The sequence below is a fragment of the Nocardia sp. NPDC006630 genome (assembly GCF_040611495.1).
GTDB lineage: Bacteria > Actinomycetota > Actinomycetes > Mycobacteriales > Mycobacteriaceae > Nocardia.
Genome location: NZ_JBEXOK010000008.1, coordinates 1 through 16894, shown reverse-complemented (window position 1 = coordinate 16894; position 16894 = coordinate 1). Strand labels below are relative to the sequence as shown.

General features: G+C 66.0%; 16 protein-coding genes. 5 read left to right on the top strand and 11 right to left on the bottom strand.

Features of this window, described 5'->3' with window-relative positions:
* Positions 1 to 13 precede the first annotated feature (13 nt).
* From lipB to ABZX86_RS23825, 8 genes are all read right to left on the bottom strand, one after another.
* The gene (gene lipB, locus ABZX86_RS23860; RefSeq protein WP_355126881.1) at positions 14 to 775 is read right to left on the bottom strand and encodes a lipoyl(octanoyl) transferase LipB; all 762 of its coding nucleotides are present in this window, start codon (positions 773 to 775) and stop codon (positions 14 to 16) included.
* Positions 772 to 1284, bottom strand: coding sequence for an N-acetyltransferase family protein (locus ABZX86_RS23855; RefSeq protein ID WP_355127280.1), 513 nt, complete (start codon positions 1282 to 1284; stop codon positions 772 to 774). The genes lipB and ABZX86_RS23855 overlap by 4 nt, the downstream gene beginning before the upstream one ends.
* Before the next feature lie 214 nt (positions 1285 to 1498).
* Positions 1499 to 2395, bottom strand: a complete 897-nt coding sequence (locus ABZX86_RS23850) for a TIGR01777 family oxidoreductase (RefSeq protein WP_355126880.1) — start codon at positions 2393 to 2395, stop codon at positions 1499 to 1501.
* A 9-nt stretch (positions 2396 to 2404) separates the two neighbouring features.
* Positions 2405 to 4183 (bottom strand): 2-oxoglutarate dehydrogenase, E2 component, dihydrolipoamide succinyltransferase, encoded by a 1779-nt coding sequence (gene sucB / locus ABZX86_RS23845; RefSeq protein ID WP_355126879.1) that lies wholly within the window; start codon positions 4181 to 4183, stop codon positions 2405 to 2407.
* 343 nt (positions 4184 to 4526) lie between these two features.
* Positions 4527 to 4766 carry a YrhB domain-containing protein gene (locus ABZX86_RS23840; RefSeq protein WP_355126878.1) on the bottom strand — a complete coding sequence of 80 codons (240 nt, stop codon included), beginning with the start codon at positions 4764 to 4766 and terminating at the stop codon, positions 4527 to 4529.
* Positions 4767 to 4771: 5 nt separating this feature from the next.
* On the bottom strand, positions 4772 to 6169 hold the full coding sequence (locus ABZX86_RS23835; protein WP_355126877.1) for a toxin glutamine deamidase domain-containing protein: 1398 nt from the start codon (positions 6167 to 6169) through the stop codon (positions 4772 to 4774).
* Positions 6166 to 6453: a WXG100 family type VII secretion target gene (locus ABZX86_RS23830; protein WP_355126876.1), complete on the bottom strand. Its 288-nt coding sequence runs from the start codon at positions 6451 to 6453 to the stop codon at positions 6166 to 6168. Before ABZX86_RS23830 ends, ABZX86_RS23835 begins: the two co-directional genes overlap by 4 nt.
* 3 nt (positions 6454 to 6456) lie before the next feature.
* Entirely contained in the window at positions 6457 to 6783 is a 327-nt protein-coding gene (locus ABZX86_RS23825) for a hypothetical protein (protein ID WP_355126875.1), read from the bottom strand.
* A gap of 496 nt (positions 6784 to 7279) precedes the next feature.
* Here ABZX86_RS23825 and ABZX86_RS23820 point away from each other — a divergent pair, with 496 nt between their 5' ends.
* Complete coding sequence (locus ABZX86_RS23820; protein WP_327141167.1) at positions 7280 to 7612, top strand: oxidoreductase; 333 nt, start codon at positions 7280 to 7282, stop codon at positions 7610 to 7612.
* Between the two features lie 86 nt (positions 7613 to 7698).
* Here ABZX86_RS23820 and ABZX86_RS23815 read toward each other — a convergent pair whose 3' ends face one another.
* Entirely contained in the window at positions 7699 to 9204 is a 1506-nt protein-coding gene (locus ABZX86_RS23815; RefSeq protein ID WP_355126874.1) for a leucyl aminopeptidase, read from the bottom strand.
* Between the two features lie 194 nt (positions 9205 to 9398).
* Between ABZX86_RS23815 and ABZX86_RS23810 the strand changes: the two genes are divergently transcribed.
* From ABZX86_RS23810 to ABZX86_RS23800, 3 genes are all read left to right on the top strand, one after another.
* Positions 9399 to 9953, top strand: a complete 555-nt coding sequence (locus ABZX86_RS23810) for an RNA 2'-phosphotransferase (RefSeq protein ID WP_355126873.1) — start codon at positions 9399 to 9401, stop codon at positions 9951 to 9953.
* A 160-nt stretch (positions 9954 to 10113) separates the two neighbouring features.
* The gene (gene tuf, locus ABZX86_RS23805) at positions 10114 to 11310 is read left to right on the top strand and encodes an elongation factor Tu (protein ID WP_355126872.1); all 1197 of its coding nucleotides are present in this window, start codon (positions 10114 to 10116) and stop codon (positions 11308 to 11310) included.
* 81 nt (positions 11311 to 11391) lie between these two features.
* Positions 11392 to 12261: an alpha/beta hydrolase gene (locus ABZX86_RS23800; RefSeq protein WP_355126871.1), complete on the top strand. Its 870-nt coding sequence runs from the start codon at positions 11392 to 11394 to the stop codon at positions 12259 to 12261.
* A 105-nt stretch (positions 12262 to 12366) separates the two neighbouring features.
* Here the strand turns inward: ABZX86_RS23800 and ABZX86_RS23795 are convergent, their stop codons facing one another.
* Entirely contained in the window at positions 12367 to 13788 is a 1422-nt protein-coding gene (locus ABZX86_RS23795; protein ID WP_355126870.1) for a sugar porter family MFS transporter, read from the bottom strand.
* 190 nt (positions 13789 to 13978) lie between these two features.
* The gene (locus ABZX86_RS23790) at positions 13979 to 15319 is read right to left on the bottom strand and encodes a hypothetical protein (RefSeq protein WP_355126869.1); all 1341 of its coding nucleotides are present in this window, start codon (positions 15317 to 15319) and stop codon (positions 13979 to 13981) included.
* A gap of 183 nt (positions 15320 to 15502) precedes the next feature.
* On the opposite strand from ABZX86_RS23790, the gene ABZX86_RS23785 reads away from it, so the two are divergent.
* Complete coding sequence (locus ABZX86_RS23785) at positions 15503 to 16537, top strand: ParA family protein (protein WP_355126868.1); 1035 nt, start codon at positions 15503 to 15505, stop codon at positions 16535 to 16537.
* Positions 16538 to 16894 lie beyond the last annotated feature (357 nt).

Genomic DNA, 16894 nt, shown 5'->3' with positions numbered 1-16894 from the left:
CCTACGCTCGTGATCATTCGGCCTTGGCGGGCACCGGTGCGGCAACGGGGGCCGGGCGCGCGAAGCTGTGGTCGGTGACGGGCAGTTCGCCATTGAGCGCCCGGGTGATGGCATCGGCAACCAGCGGGCGCACCTGCTCGACGGTCACTTCGCGACCCAGTTCGCGGGTCAGCGTGGTGACGCCGGCATCGCGGATGCCGCACGGCACGATGGCCTGGAAGCCGTCGAGGGTCGAATTGCAGTTCAGCGAGATGCCGTGCATGGCGACGCCGCGCTGCACCCGCACGCCGATGGCCGCGACCTTGCGCTCGGGCAGGAATTCGGTGGCGGGCAGCCAGACACCCGAACGACCGTCCACGCGTCCGGTTTCCAGCCCGAGCCCGGCGCATACGGTGATCAGCGCCTCCTCCAGCCGGCGCACGTACGCGACCACATCCACGGGTTCGGCGAGCCGGATGATCGGGTAGCCGACGAGTTGCCCCGGACCGTGCCAGGTGATCTTGCCGCCGCGATCCACCTCGATCACCGGGCTGCCGTCCATCGGCAGATCCGCCGCTTCGGTGCGGCGGCCCGCGGTGAATACGAAGGGATGCTCCAGCAGCAGCAGCCGATCTTGACCGATGCCCTCCGCGCGCTCGCGGGCGATGCCGCGCTGCACTTCCAGGGCGTCGTTGTAGTCGATGAGGCCCAGATCTTCGACGAGCAGGGGTGTGTCGTCGAGCCGAGCCGATGCCCCCCGGTGTGCCGGGGCGGCGGCCGTCTTGCTATCACTCACTGCTGCGACGCTACGCCATCGGGGAGCGTCAGCTGCATCAGCGTCAGATCCATCCAGCGCCCGAACTTGTGTCCCACTTCGGGCAGTTGTCCGACCACCTGGAATCCGAACTTCTCGTGCAGGGTGACGGAGATGGTGTTGGAGGATTCGATCGCCGCGATCATGGTGTGCACCCCGCCCCGGCGCGCCCGCACCAGCAGCTCCACCATGAGCGCCTTGGCCACTCCGCGCCGATGGAACCGCTCGGACACGTACACCGAATTCTCCACGGAGAACCGGTAACCCGACTTCGGCCGGAACTGCCCGTAGCTGGCATATCCCGCAACCGCACCGTCGATCTCGGCCACCAGCACCGGACATCCGGCCACGGCCCGGGCCGCGAACCAGGCCTGCCGCTCGGCCAGATCGGCCAGTTCGGTATCCCAGATGGCCGTGGTCTCGGCGATGGCATGGTTGTGGATCGCCAGGATCTCCGGCAGATCGCTCTCGCGCGCATCCCGCACCAGCAGCTCGGCGGGCGCGAGCAGGGGAGGTTCATTGCTCACCCCAACACGGTATAGCGAGAACCCCTGTGATCTGGATCGCGCCCACCTCGTCCGCCGGTGTGCCGCTCCGGTCATCCCGGCGTGCTTTTGGCCGGGATCCACACCTGTAGCGGCGCAGCTGATATCGGGGGATTCCCGCCGAACGCACGCGGGAATGACGAGATCGGCCGCGGACCTCTCAGCCGCGGCCGACGGTAGCGGCCAGTGCAGCGCCGATGGTGGGGTGCTGAAAGGCGTAGCCGGCGTCTTCCAGAGCGGTCGGGATTGCCCTGGGGCCGTGCAGGATTCCCTCATCGGCGAATTCGCCCACGGTCATGCGGAGCGCGAAGGCGGGCACCATCAGGGGAGTCGGCCGATGCAGGGCGCGTCCCAGTGCACGGGTGAATTCCGCATTGGTGACCGGCGCGGGGCCGACCATATTCACCGGGCCCGAGAGCGAATCATCGGTGAGGGCGAACAGAATCGCGCCGACCTCATCGTCCAATGAGATCCACGGGACGTACTGCCGTCCGCTGCCGAGTCGGCCGCCGAGACCCAGAAAGTAAAGGGGATAGAGCATTCCGAGCATGCCGCCGTGCCGAGCCAGGACGACGGCACTGCGCAGCAGAATGGTGCGCACTCCGGCATCGGCGGCCGGTCGCGCGGCGGCTTCCCAATCCCGGCACAGCCCGGCCAGGAATCCTGTTCCGGCAGGCGAGGTTTCGGTCACGATGCGGTCGCCGCTGTCGCCGCCGTAGTAGTGCACACCGCTGGCATTCACCAGCGTCCGCACTCCCGCGGCGGCGGCCGCGGAGGCCAGGACATCGGTCGGGACGATGCGGCTGTCGCGCAGCTCCTGTTTGTAGCTGCCGTTCCAGCGCCGCCGCCCGATGCCGGCGCCGCAGAGATTCACTACGGCGTCGGCACCGCGCAGCGCGCGTTCGTCCAGGTCGGCACTGGCCGGGTCCCAGCGGAATTCATCGCGTGCATTGGCGGGACGGCGCACCAAACGGGTGACTTCATGCCCGTCGCGGCGCAGTGCCGCGACGAGCGCCGTCCCGATCAACCCGGATGACCCGGCGACCACGACCTTCATACCGAGTACTTACAGGCCGAGGTCGCCCTCGAAGGCCGCCTCTTCCAACCGGTGCCGGATGGTGGTGAGGAAGCGGCCCGCGTCGGCGCCGTCGATCAGGCGGTGATCGTAGGTCAGCGGCAGGTAGGCCATCGAGCGAATGCCGATGAACTCGCTGCCACTGTCGGTGATCACCATGGGGCGCTTCACGATTGCGCCGGTGCCGAGCATGGCCGCCTGCGGCGGAAGCAGGATCGGGGTGTCGAACAGCGCGCCCTGCGAACCGATATTCGTGAGGGTGAAAGTGCCCCCCGACAGCTCGTCCGGCTTGAGCCCGCCATTGCGCGCACGGTTGGCGAGATCCGCGATGGCCCGCGCCAGCCCGGCCAGCGACAGATCGTTCGCATTGTGGATGACCGGGGACAGCAGTCCCTGCTCGGTATCCACGGCGATGCCGAGGTTGACCACCGAGTGGTAGGTGATCTCCTTGGTGTCCGCGTTGTAGGAGGCGTTGACATTCGGGTGCACCCCGAGCGCCTCGATCGCCGCCTTCGCGAAGAACGGCAGGAACGTGATGTTCACGCCCTCGCGAGCCTTGAAGGCCTCCTTGGCCTTTGCGCGCAATGCCACGACCTTGGTCAGATCGACCTCGTGGACCTGGGTCAGCTGCGCGGTGGTCTGCAGCGACTCGAGGGTCTTGGTGGCGGTGATCTGCCGGATGCGGCTGGCCTTCTGCACAGTGCCCGGCAGGTGTGCCAGGTTCGGACGCGCGGCCGCGGTGGCGGCGGGCGCGGCCGGAGCAGCGGCGGCAGCGGGAGCCGGGGCGGCGGCCGGAGCCGGCGCCTTCTTGGCTTCCGCGGCAGCCAGCACATCCTGCTTGCGGATGCGGCCGCCGACGCCGGAGCCCTGGAGGGTGCCCAGGTCGACGCCGTTTTCGGTGGCGAGCTTACGGACCAGCGGGGTCACGTAGGGGCCGCCGCCATTGGTGGAGGGCTCGTCGGCCGGAGTGGCCGCGGCCGGAACCGGAGCGGGCTTGGGAGCCGGTGCCGGGGCGGGCGCGGGGGCGGGCGCCGGAGCAGGTGCCGGAGCGGCGGCTGCGGGGGCCGGCGCGGGAGCCGGAGCAGGCGCGGGGTCCGGTGCCGGAGCGGGAGCCGGGGCAGGCGCGGGAGCGGCAGCCGGTGCGCCACTGCCGATTACACCGAGCTGGCCGCCGACGTTCACGACGTCGTCTTCCTGCGCGGTGATCTCCAGCAGGGTGCCGGCGACGGGCGACGGGATCTCGGTATCGACCTTGTCGGTGGAGACCTCGAGCAGCGGCTCGTCGACCGCGACCGAATCGCCGACCTGCTTCAGCCAGCGGGTGACGGTGCCTTCGGTGACGGACTCTCCGAGCTCGGGCATCTTCACCGAGGTGCCGGAGGCCGAATCGCCGGAGGCGGCGGCCGGAGCGGGCGCGGCAGCGGCGGGTGCCGGTGCGGCGGCCTCGGGCTGCGGGGCCGGGGCGGGCTCAGGTGCGGGTGCCGGGGCAGGGGCTTCGGCAGGAGCCGGGGCGGCGGGGGCCGGAGCCTCGCCGGCGTCGCCGATCACGCCGAGTTCGCCACCGACCTCGACCACATCGTCTTCCTGGGCGCTGATCTTGACCAGCACGCCCGCGGTGGGCGACGGGATCTCGGTGTCGACCTTGTCGGTGGAGACTTCGAGCAGCGGCTCGTCGACCTCGACCGTGTCGCCTTCCTGCTTCAGCCACCTGGTCACAGTGCCCTCGGTGACACTCTCACCAAGAGCCGGCATCTGGACGGAGAAGGCCATGTGCTTTGACTCCTCTAACTGCTCGTCGGGTTAAACAGTTCGTCCCCCGGCGGGCGTCCGCCGCTGGTCGCGACGAAAGCCCGTGCGGCCGCCAACCCTTCGGCAGCCCCGGAGACCCGTAGGTTGTTGTTCCGGGTCCCCATCCTTGCACTCGATCGCGTGCGGCGTGTCACAGGGCGGCCGTTCACCGGAACCACCAACCCGACAAAACCCCCCACAACCCCGACCAACCCACATCCCGAGGCCTGCATCACAAGCCCCACGCGTGTCGCACCCCGAGTTCGCTCGACGTTCGCTGGAGCGGCAGGCCTGCTCGCCGCGATCCATTGCGCAGTGAACGTGTTTACCTGGGCGGCGGGGAGAGACTGATCTGGCCGTCGCTCTTCGTCACCCGGATGGGGATGTTCCCCGCGAGTGCAGCAGAGATATCGCCGCGTTCGATGTATGCGACGGCGTCGTACGGGAAGTACCAATCGGTTTCGGTTTCGACGATCGCGTCGTCCACGATCCGCACTTCGCCCAATTTGCCGGCGGCCGCCAGCTCGGCCAACATCTGCTCCGCGGATTCCCTGGCTGTGCTCATATTCGTCATCTGTACCTCATTACGTAGAAGTTCTTGAAGCCATCGAATGTTGCTTCGCCGCCACTCTGACCGTCGAGGAATCGCACGGTGCCTTGTTCGTTGATGACATTGAAGACATGACCTACCTGCCCGGGCCCGTTCGAGGCGAACACCACGCCGCGCGCGCCGTCACCGGCCTCGGAGAGCAGCTGCTCGATCCCGGGGCGCCCGGTTGTCGCGGCGAACTTCGCTCCGAAATGCTCTTCCAGCACCGCAATCGGAGCGGGGCCGTGCAGCGGCGCCGAGACCTCGAGTCCATCTAGGACTCGGTCGGTGGTCACTACACAGTTCACGCAATTCATGGTTCCGTTGCCAGGATTCACTGTCCGGATTGCCGCGAGGATTTCGTCGGCCGGTGCGGCGCTGCCGGCTGCCGGTGCGCCGAGGAGTGTCACCCTGGCGTCGTCGACCCACTTCCCGATCTTCGCCACCAGCGGGCGGATGTGCTCGAGGAGGGGCTTCAGGGTTTTGGTGGTGATTGCGGCTGCGCGGGTGGCGAGTTCGGTGATGATGCTCGCTACGCGGCGGGCTTTGGCGGCGAGGCGTGCGGCCAGGGCGGCGTTGCCGAGGTATTCGGAGAGGCCGGCGGTGAAGGGGGTGGCGGCGGCGAAGAGGCCCTCGCCGATGAGGGATTCGAGGGCGAATTCCTCGAGTTCGTCGAGGATTTGGTGGTGGGCGTCGTCGAGGTGTTTGGCGTAGTCGCCGCAGGCGTCGCCCAATGTTTGGCTGATGTCGGCGAGTGAGTTGAGGTCGGATTGGCGTTCGGTGCAGGTGGTGAGGGCGGTGGGGATTTCGGGGGATTGCTGATTGCCGAGGAGGGTGAGGGCTTCGGGGATGCGGAGGGCGAGGGTGCACAGGTCGGCGGCGATGGTGAACCACGCCGTCTGGGCGCTGCGGAGTTCGTCCTGGTGGCCGTTGGGCCAGGCGGCGCCGACCAGATCTTTGATGAGTGACCAGCCGAAGGGTTCGGGGAGGCCGTCGCCTGCGGCCGAGGCGGCTTGGGTGACAACGCACGGGACCGGCCACGCGGAAGGTGCGAGCGGGGGAGCGAGGTTGCCGAAACTTGCTGCGGCTTCACCGGTTTCGTGATTGTGGGCACCGGTGGTGATGAGGTCGGCAGTGGTCGAGGACGCGGTGATGAGTCGTTCGGAGGCGGCGAGCGCCAAGCCGACCGCGTCGTCATAGGAGGTCGCCCAGGACTGGCCGATGCTATCGCTGCCCGCCATGCCCGCACAGGCATTGAGCACGCCGAGCAATGCGATGTGGGTGGTGTCCGCATCCTGCGCGAGTGTGCCGAATACCGCTGCGGCGGAGTGATATTCGCCGGATCGGCACAGGATCAATGGAACGGCCGGGGCGCTCACGGCCACATCCCGTGGTTGGTCTCACTGACTTTCGCATAGGCATCCCGCGCGATGCCGAGCTTGGCGCGCAACTCCCGCAGCGCCGTGCGCATTTCGGCGACTCCGGTAATGCGCTGGTCATGCGCCTGCCGGTGCCCGTTCGCCGCATCGCCCGACCAGCTCACGTGCAGCGCGTCCACGCGCTCCTCGATCGCCGTCACCTGCTGTTCGATCGCGGTCTCCAGTTTGGCCGTGGCATCGATCAGCTGTTGCAGCCCAACAAGATCCACCCGATAGTCGACCACCGCTCACACCCCGGGCAGATCGAGGCTCGACCCGCCGGCGTCGGTCGCATCGGCGCGGGCCCGGTCATTCGCCTCGTACTCACCGGCCGCCATCCGCAGCATCCCCGCATCCGCGCGAAAGGACGCGATGGTGCGCCGAGCCCCGTCCTCCCAGTCCGTCCACGGTTCTTCGTGCGACCCCGCCGCAGCACCGGTCCATTCCGCGCCGACGAACCCGCGCACCGCACGCATATGCGAGTCGATGCGCTCACCCAGATCCCGTGCCGCGCCATCGAGCCAGTCAGCCGCACTGCGCAATTCGACGGCATACACCTCCACCCCAGTGCCCACGCCGATGAGATTAGCGGGTACCGCCGACAAATCGGCAACTGCCATTCCGCAATTGTGAATAGGGGGTTGGTCGATATGCGGTATTCGGCCGTTCGATTGCCGTGAATTGCACCAAATGTCGCGAATGGCCATTTATGGAAATAGCCACCTGGAAGCAGCACCGCGAGTAGCTCCCGGCAAACGCTGCCCGGTCTGGAAGTACCCGAGCGTTTCGGCCGGAATCGGCGCGGCCCCCCGACAGCGCCCGAGGCGCGCTTGCATCGGTGCGAAGGACCCGTCATCCAATCCCCTCGCACCAGCAGCGTATCCGCGGCTCGGCCGTCGCTGTCCGCTCACAGGCCCACGGCCCCTCGCACACGCCATCTCCTGAGCCGCTCCTGAGGACTACCTGAGGTATCCCTTCGGAGTTGCCGCGAGACCCGCCCTTACCCCCGAAGAGCTGGCACTATCGAAGTACCGGCGGTGCGTAGTCGACCTCCGGGGAGGAGGTTACGACATGAGTTTCCTGGATTTTCTCGGCCGCAGCGTCGCCTCGAACCGAGGCGCGGACCCGGCCGATGCGGCCCATCTCGCGGAATGGACGCGAACGCACCGCGGCGTCGAGGCTTTCGTCGAACCACGCACCACGGTCACCGATGTGACGGTCGTACTGGTGGCATTCGACGGTGAATGGACCCGTCGAGTCGTGGGTGAGCGCGGCGCGCAGAAGCTCTCCACAACCTTGGGCATCCCCGTCTACGACGTGCGCAAGGTCGGCTACCCGCAGCGCATGCGCGACCACGACGCCCGGCTCCGGATCCTGCAGCGCCGCGCGCGCGAGGGTTACTGAAACCGGCCTGAGCGGTCAAAGACTGCCCTGATCCGTCAATTTTTGACGCTCCAAGCGAATCTTTGACCGCTCAGGCCGGATCACACCTACTCGGCCGCGATGTCCTCGAGTGTCGAGATCAGCGTCCGCACCGGCACACCCGTCCCGCCCTTCCCGATGTACCCGAACGGCCCACCGGTGTTGTACGCCGGCCCCGCCACATCGAGATGCGCCCACTGCACACCCTCGGGCACGAATTCCTTCAAAAACAGTGCGGCCGAAAGCATTCCACCCCACCGATGCGGCGCGACATTCGCCAGATCGGCAACCCTGGAGTTGATATCCGCCCGCAGCTCGGCGGGAAGCGGCATGGCCCACCCGTTTTCGCCGACCGACTGCGAAATGCGCGCAACCCGATCCCGGAATTCGTCGGTACCCATCACACCGGGCGTCCGGGTGCCGAGGGCAACCATCTGCGCACCGGTCAACGTCGCGACATCGATGATGTAATCCGGATCATCCTCTCCCGCACGGACAATGGCGTCGGCAAGAATGAGCCGCCCCTCCGCATCGGTATTGATGACCTCGACGGTCGTCCCGCCGTACTGCGTGAGCACATCGCCCGGCCGCTGCGCGGTGGACGAGGGCATGTTCTCCGCCATCGGCACGGTCGTGGTGACCGTGATGGGCAGGCTCAACCGCGCCGCCAGCAGCGTGGTGGCGATGACCGCGGCCGCGCCGCCCATATCGGAGGTCATGTTCTCCATGCCCTGAGCAGGCTTGATGGAGATGCCGCCGGTATCGAAGGTAATGCCCTTACCGATCAGCCCGACCTTGGTGTCGCCACCGGCATAGGTGATGCGAATCAGCCGGGGCGGCCGCGAGGACCCCTTGCCGACGCCGAGAATGCCGCCGTAACCGTCAGCGGCGAGCCCCTTCTCGTCGAGGACCTCGACCAGCAGCCCGGCCGCCTTGGCCAATTCCGCTGCCCGGTCGGCGAATTCGGCCGGGTACAGGTGGCTCGGGGGAGTGTTCACGAAATCCCGTGCGGTAGCGATGGCTTCGGCCACCGCCTGAGCCCGGAAGAAGGCCTCCTCGCCGAATCCCGCATCGGGAACGAGGAATTCGACCCGCTGCACCGGCTGATCGCCGGGCTTCGGCGCGGACTTGCCGGACTTGAACTCACTGAACTGGTACGCGCCGAGGTAGAACCCCTCCGCCGCCGCCCCGAGATCCAGCCCCGAGAGAATGGTGACCGCGGTGCCGACGCCGGTCAGCGCCCGCCCCGCCACGCCCGCGGACTTGCGGATCTGTTCGGCATCGATCTTGTCTGCCGCACCCAGCCCGACGGCGAGCACGCTGTCCACGCCGAGTCCCGCCGGTGCGGGAATCCGAGTCAGTTCCTCCGGCTTGCCCTTCGCGCCGACCGCGCGCAGTGCGGCCAGCAGCGACTCCCGCGCATCGCTGTCGAGCACATCCTCGAAGGCATCCGCCGGCGCGATCGCAGGCCCATCATCGGAGGAGGTGAGTCCGACGACCAGCACATCGGCCTCGCCGATGCTCTCGGTACGTGCCAATTCCGGTCCGAGCGAACGATCTGCAACAGCTGTCATGCGCCCAGATTACTGGGAGCGCCGAGCGGCCACCTGTCCGGCGCGCCCCCTGTTCGAGCGCTGCCGTGAGGTCCCTGCCGGTCGTATGACGTATGCCCGCAGAGGCATGTGCTTCTGCTCAGCGTGATCGTGGCCGGGAACACTCCCGAATTTCGCTTGCGCCGCACCCGCGGATGCGGGACGGTGTGCCGGGTATGAATGACAAGGAAATCGTCCGCCTGTCCAAGCGCCTGTCGAGCTGGCTGCGGCACCGCCCGGAAGCCATCGGGCTGGACCCGGATTCGGCCGGCTGGGTGCGCGTAGACGACCTGCTGCGACTCTCGGCTGCCCGTGGTCACCGTTTCACCCGCGCGCACCTCGAGACAGTGGTGGAGCAGAACAATAAGAAGCGCTTCGAATTCGACGACACCGGCGTCATGATCCGTGCGCGCCAAGGGCATTCGATTCCGGTCGATCTCGGCTACGAGCCCGCTGATCCGCCCGCCGTGCTCTATCACGGCACCGGTGAGCGAACGGTCCCGGTAATCCTGGCCGAGGGCTTGCTGCCGATGAATCGCCATGCCGTGCACCTGTCGGCGGACATCGATACCGCGACGAACGTCGGCAGCAGGCACGGCCGCCCCGCGGTATTCACCGTCGACACCGCCGCCATGTGCCGCGACGGCCACGTCTTCTACGTCACCGGAAACGGCGTCTGGCTCACCGACGCGGTCGCACCCGAGTATCTCGAACTACGCACGCCCAGTTGATCTTCCGTCAACTCCGCTGGACGTCGTATTCCCGCATTTCCCCGACATCGCACCGCATTCGCCCCCTACGCTGGGAAGACACTGTCGTCGGGCCCGCCAGGCGGTGTCCACTCCGAGCCCCTGCCGCCCGCTTCGGATCGTAGCGCGCAGGAGGATTCCAGTGGCGAAGGCGAAATTCCAGCGAACCAAGCCGCACGTCAATGTCGGCACCATCGGTCATATCGATCACGGTAAAACCACTCTTACCGCGGCGATAACCAAAGTGCTGCACAGCAAATACCCGGATTTGAATCCCTTCACGCCGTTCGAGGCGATCGACAAAGCTCCGGAGGAGCGCCAGCGCGGCATCACCATTTCCATTGCGCACGTGGAGTATCAGACCGAGCACCGCCATTACGCGCACGTCGACTGCCCCGGGCACGCCGACTACATCAAGAACATGATCACCGGTGCGGCGCAGATGGACGGCGCGATTCTGGTGGTCGCCGCCACCGACGGCCCCATGCCGCAGACCAAGGAGCATGTCATCCTGGCCCGCCAGGTCGGCGTCCCCAAAATGGTTGTGGCACTGAACAAGTGCGATATGGTCGATGATGAGGAGATCTTGGAGCTGGTCGAGATGGAGGTCAGCGACCTGCTCAGCGAGTACGACTTCGACGGCGACAACACCCCTGTGATCCGTGTCTCCGCGTTCAAGGCGCTGGAAAACCCCACCGGCGAATGGGGTTCCGGCATAACCGAACTCCTCAATGCCGTCGACGACTGGATCGACACTCCCATCCGCGATGTGGAGAAGCCGTTCCTGATGCCGATCGAGGATGTCTTCACCATTACCGGCCGCGGCACGGTGGTCACCGGCCGCATCGAACGCGGGGTTTTGAAGGTCAATGCCGAGGTCGAGATCGTCGGCATCCGCCCGAAGACCACCAAAACCATCGTCACCGGCATCGAGATGTTCCGAAAGCTGTTGGACGAGGGCCAAGCCGGTGAGAACGTGGGCCTGCTACTGCGCGGCATCAAGCGCGAGGACGTCGAACGCGGCCAATGCGTCATCAAGCCGGGCACCGTCACCCCGCACACCGAATTCGAGGGTCAGGCCTACATCCTGTCCAAGGAGGAGGGTGGCCGCCACACCCCGTTCTTCGTCAACTATCGACCCCAATTCTATTTCCGCACAACGGATGTGACCGGAATGGTGACGCTCCCGAAGGAGGTCGAGATGGTCCTGCCTGGCGACAATGTCTTGATGAGCGTCGTCCTGATCCAGCCGATCGCCATGGAGGTGGGGCTGAAGTTCGCCATCCGCGAGGGCGGCCGCACGGTGGGGGCGGGGCAGATCACCAAGATCATCAAATAGCCGTCGTAGGCTCTGCGGAGACCGATGATTTTTGCCGGCGCGGTTCGTCTACCCAGCAACCGACCTAGCAAGGAGCCACCGATGTCCGAGATGAAGACCTACACCCTGGAAGCCCCCGGCGCCGTAATCACCTACGACGTACGGCAGGCCGAGAGCGGCACCGGCGATAAGCCGACGCTGCTGATCATCGGCTCCCCGATGGACGCCAGCGGCTTCGTCAGCCTGGCCGAACGCTTCTCGGACCGGACCGTCGTGACCTACGACCCGCGCGGCACCGCCCGCAGCACCAAGGCCGACCCCGCCAGCGAATCCACCCCCGAGCAGCACGCCGATGACCTGCACCGGGTCATCGACGCGCTCGGCGGCGGCCCCGTGGACCTGTTCGGCAGCAGCGGCGGCGCGGTCAATGCCCTCGCCCTGGTATCAAAGCACCCGGAGCAGATCCTCACCGTGGTGGCGCACGAGCCGCCCGCCGTCCGCTACGGCACGGACGCCGAACAGGCCCTCGCCGCCACCACGAACATCCACGAGACCTACGAGCGCGACGGTTTCGGCCCCGCCATGGCCAAGTTCATCGCCCTGGTCTCCATGAAGGGCGAGATCCCCGCCGCCTTCGTCGACCAGCCGATGGATCCGGCCATGTTCGGCCTGCCCACCGAAGACGACGGCACCCGCGGCGACCCCCTGCTCGGCCAGAACGTCGTCACCTGCACCCACTACGAGGTCGACTTCGACGCCCTCCGCACCGCATCCACCCGGGTAGTCATCGCCATCGGCGTCGAGTCCACCGGCGAATTGGCCTGCCGCAGCGCGGAAGCCATTGCCGCAAAGCTGGGCACCGACCCCGTCGTCTTCCCGAGCAACCACGCCGGATTCCTCGGCGGCGAATTCGGCCAGCAGGGCGATCCCGACGGCTTCGCCGCCAAGCTGCACCAGATCCTGGACAACTAACTCACCGCACTGGCGTGTTGGGGTGCGAACCTTTCGAACCAGAAGCGCACCCCTCAGCAGGCTGTTTAGCTTCATCCATGAGACAGCGCAGCGTGACCAGGCAGCTCAGCCCATCTCCTCCAAGGTTTTGCCCTTGGTTTCGGGAACCCACTTGAGCACGAAGGGAATCGAGAGCACGGCGAAGGCGGCGTAGATGACGTAGGTGCCGGACAGGTTCCAGTCGGCCAGGCTGGGGAAGCTGGCCGTGATGGCCCAGTTGGCGATCCACTGCGCGGACGCCGCGACTCCGAGTGCGGCGGCGCGCAGCCGGTTGGGGAACATCTCGCCCAGCAGCACCCACACCACCACACCCCAGGACATGGCGAAGAACAGTACGAACACATGCGCCGAAACCAGCGCGACAACACCCTGCAGGTGTGGCAGCGCCACATTGTCACCGGATCCGTGCTTGGCCGAGAACGCCCAGGCCTCCAGGGCCAGCGATATCGCCATACCGCTGGATCCGATCAGCGCCAGCGGTTTCCGGCCGATCCGGTCGACCAGCACCATGGCGATCACGGTGCCGACGATATTGATGATGGAGGTGGTGAAGGAGTAGAAGAACGAACTGGAGGGATCGATGCCGACCGACTGCCACAGCGTGGCGGAGTAGTAGAACACCACATTGATGCCGACCAACTGCTGGAACATCGACAGCCCGATACCGATCCAGACCACCGGCAGGAAGCCGAATTTCGACCCGAGCAGATCCCGGAACGAGGCCTTGTGCTCGCGGTGCATCGCCTGCTGGATCTCCGAGACCCGGGCATCCAGATCGGGGTTGTCACCCTCGACCTCTTCGAGCACCTTCTTGGCCCGATCGATCCGCCCGATCGAGATCAGATACCGCGGCGACTCCGGAATGGCAAAGGAGAACAGCCCGTACAGCGTCGCCGGTATGACCATCACCCCGAGCATCCACTGCCAAGCCTCGAGCCCCCCGATATGCCCGCGCTGGTTGCCATCCGCCATCTTCAGAATCGCGAAATTGACCAACTGCGAAATCGCGATGCCGAGCACGATCGCCGCCTGCTGGAACGAGGCGAGCCGCCCGCGATACGCCGGCGGTGAAACCTCGGCGATATAGGCAGGCCCGATCACCGATGCCATGCCGATACCGATGCCGCCCAGCACACGCCACATGGCCAGATCCCAGAGCGCGAACGGCAGCGCCGATCCGATGGCACTGACGGTGAACAGCGCCGCGGCCATCCGCATGACCCAGATCCGCCCGATCCGATCCGCGATCCGTCCCGCGATGGCCGCACCGATCGCACAGCCGATCAGTGCGATGGCCACCACCTGCGCCAAGGTCGCCGACCCGATGTCGTACCGGTCGCGGATGGCCTCGACCGCGCCATTGATGACCGAACTGTCGTACCCGAACAGGAATCCGCCCATGGCGGCTGCCGCGGTAATGAAGATGACGTACCCGAGGCTGTCCGCCCCCGATCCCGTCGACCTGTGCGCACCCACCGGTGAATTCACGCAGACTCCTCTGTCCCGGCCCGAGGCTCAGAAGGCCCGAGCCAACCGCGCGGCCTGATCAGCTCGAGCATTCCGCCTGTCGACGATCTCAAACATCGACGATTGTTGCTGAGGTGTTGCTTGTCAACGGGCCACGCAACGGAAGTCTCGGTGAAGTCAGCGCGGGGGAGCGGGCGCTGCGCCCGCCGCCCTAATCGGAGTCGGTGCTGCGCGGCCACCGCTGCAGCACCGCCCGCGCGAATTTGCGCGTCGAAGAATGCTGGATTCGATAGTACGAGTGCTGATTTCGCGGCGTCATCCGCAGACATTGGAAAACCCGCCACGAATCGTGCATCGAGCTGATTACCGGCGCTTCGTCGGGGTCCGGCCCGGGCCACTGGTACAGGTCGTTGTAGATTCCCATGGTCGCGCGGATCGGATCGCCGGTATCTGTCGCGAGTGCCAGCACCTGCAGCACAGTCATTTCATCGCGCGGTGATCGTGGCAGATGTTCTGCGATATACCACCACAGCGCCACCGGATCCGCGAGCAGTCGAATGCCGGTTTCGGTCAGTCGCAACCGGCCGCCGCTCTCCTCGGTCAAACCGAAATAGGCTGCGGTAGCCCGCAATTCGTCGACCGGTACCGGCTCACCCCGTTCGTGCAGCCATCGCGCATTCAATTGAAGTTCGGCCAGCAGGGGTGAAAGAACCTGTGGTGGAAGCGTCCTCGTGTCGGTCAGCGGAGTCCCATCGGCGCCGATATGCGCAAGCAACCGCAAATACGGCCGCATCGCATCGGCCGCCCCCACGGGATCGATCGTGACCGGTTGATTCACCATGGCCTGCCCCGTCAAATGCCGCAATCGCCGCAGTGACCTTCCCGGCGGACCGCCCAGCATCCGCACCAGCGCTTCGGGCAAACCCTCGGGATTGATGGGCGCCTCATCGGCCGCACCCTGCCCGAAGGTGCTCAGCTCCAGATTGACGGCTTCGACATCCACCCCTTTGGGGCCTTCGAGACATACCGCGCGCGGGGAGTCGGCGTGAAACTCGCTCACGGCCTCGACCCGCACCACCCGCTGCCATTCCTTCCGGGGCCCATTGCGATGAAACAGCTCATCCCCGGCCTCGACCAGCAGCTCATCGAGCCGCACTCGATCCAGCGGTACGCCCCGCCAGCCTCGTTCGATTTCCCATGTGCACAGGTAATGCTGGGTGTCGTAATCCTTGTAGACCGCCGCCGACCCGAAGTGCTTCCGCTGCTGGTATTCCCACCCCAGGGCGGTTTCCAGCAGATCCTGCAGTTCATCGAGGTACAGATCGGAGGCCACCTCCAGCCGCCGCCATATCCGCCCGTTCGGCTTCACCGACTCGACCAGCACCCGGTAGGTGAGCGTGCTGCTGCGCCGCGGGCGCCGCGGCTCCTTCGGCGGGGGACGCTTCGTGGGTTCCCGTCTCGGACCGAAGTGCGCTTCGATGGTTTCCAGGGCTTTGCGGAGCGCCTCATCGCGATCCGGAATACCTTTGCGGAGCGCGTCATCTCTCTGCACTCGGCAAGTGTATTCGCTGCTCTGTCCTCGAAACCGTGCTTCGCCGCGACGAACTCGGCCGCTCGGCGCGTTATCCGCCGTGTCGCGAAGTTCGGTAGCCGCTCATTCACAGCTTTCCGTGTCGCGCCCCTCACGGGGGCCCGAGTAACTAGGCTCGGGCCGACTGTCGTGACGGTCACGGTGATGAAGGGTGTTGAGTTGGTGGAGTTGCGTGGTGACGTGGTGCCCGGCGGGCGGGCACGTTCGACGGATATCGCTGCGCCCCAGAACGGTTTCGGCTGGGAGTTGCCCGGCAAGAACATCCGGGCTCTGGAATTCGACCGCCCGCAACGTGTCTGGGAACCGAACCCGGTCGCCGGCCGAGTACGCCCCTATGTGGTCGCCACCTTCAATCTCAAGGGCGGCGTCGGAAAAACGACCACCACCGCCGCTCTCGCCGAAATCCTGTCCGCCGAGTTCGGCAAACGAGTCCTGCTCATCGATCTCGATCCGCAGCGAAATCTGACCACCATGATGGTCGGGGAAACTCGTGCGGCGGAACTGGATTCGAATGATCAGACCCTCACCGCGGTATTCACCGCCGCGCTGAACCGAAAACGTTTGAAGGATGTCTCGGCGCTGGTCCAGCACGAGGTTTCCCCGATGCAGATGGTCACCTCGGTGGACCTGCTGCCGTCTTCACCGAAACTCATTGCCCTGCAAGACGATATGACGCGCCTCGCGGGAATCGACCCGACCAGGGTCCTGGCCGACGCGCTGACCGCAGTCCTGGCCGGCTACGACTTCGTGCTCATCGACTGCCCGCCCAATCTCGGCATCATCACCCAGAACGGTCTCCGGATCTCCGATGGCTACCTGATCCCCACCATCCCCGACGTGATGTCCACCTATGGCATCCCACCGGTGCAGTCGCACATCCGCCACCTCTCCACCCGGTGGTCCACTCCTATAGAGGAGCTCGGCGTGGTGATCACCAAGTACCGCCGCTCCTCCGCGATCCATCGCCGCATCCTGGAGGACCTGCGCGAGAACCGCACCCTGCCGCGCCTTTTCCCGACCCGAATCCCGGAGTCCAATCAGATCGCCGCTGCCGCCGAGTTCACCGACTTCGGCACCCTCCGTCAGAAGTACGGCTCCGGCGGCCAGTTCCTGGCGCTGCGCGAATTGACCGCCGACTTCCTCGCCACGACTCGCATAAAACTGGCCTGGGGGCGGTGACCAGCTCTTTTGTAGCCGATTTGACTTCGTTCGCCGCCGTCCGTAACTTAGTTCGAGTCAGAGCGACACGGACACCGACCCGGGCCGAGACGCAGAGCCGAAAGGCTGAGCGCGGCAAGGGATAACGAGGTTGTACGAGGAGCGCCTGGCCGTCAGCTCCACTTGATCAGCGGATTTGGTTCCGCCGAGCAGGATGGGCTAAGCTATAGAAACAGCCTCAACGGATTCCTGAGTCACCGACTCGGGAATTGTTTTGTGCGCCTGTTCTTTGAGAACTCAATAGTGTGTCGATGAATGTCAGTGCCAATATTATTATTGGTTCCGGCTTCTCATACCCCCCGGTTGAGAGGTCGGACA

Coding starts and splice junctions, on each gene's coding strand:
- ABZX86_RS23815 (WP_355126874.1), bottom strand. CDS start 9,204: ATGACAGCTGTTGCAGATCGTTCGCTCGGACCGGAATTGGCACGTACC.
- ABZX86_RS23785 (WP_355126868.1), top strand. CDS start 15,503: ATGAAGGGTGTTGAGTTGGTGGAGTTGCGTGGTGACGTGGTGCCCGGC.
- ABZX86_RS23820 (WP_327141167.1), top strand. CDS start 7,280: ATGAGTTTCCTGGATTTTCTCGGCCGCAGCGTCGCCTCGAACCGAGGC.
- sucB (WP_355126879.1), bottom strand. CDS start 4,183: ATGGCCTTCTCCGTCCAGATGCCGGCTCTTGGTGAGAGTGTCACCGAG.
- ABZX86_RS23800 (WP_355126871.1), top strand. CDS start 11,392: ATGTCCGAGATGAAGACCTACACCCTGGAAGCCCCCGGCGCCGTAATC.
- ABZX86_RS23810 (WP_355126873.1), top strand. CDS start 9,399: ATGAATGACAAGGAAATCGTCCGCCTGTCCAAGCGCCTGTCGAGCTGG.
- ABZX86_RS23840 (WP_355126878.1), bottom strand. CDS start 4,766: ATGAGCACAGCCAGGGAATCCGCGGAGCAGATGTTGGCCGAGCTGGCG.
- ABZX86_RS23850 (WP_355126880.1), bottom strand. CDS start 2,395: ATGAAGGTCGTGGTCGCCGGGTCATCCGGGTTGATCGGGACGGCGCTC.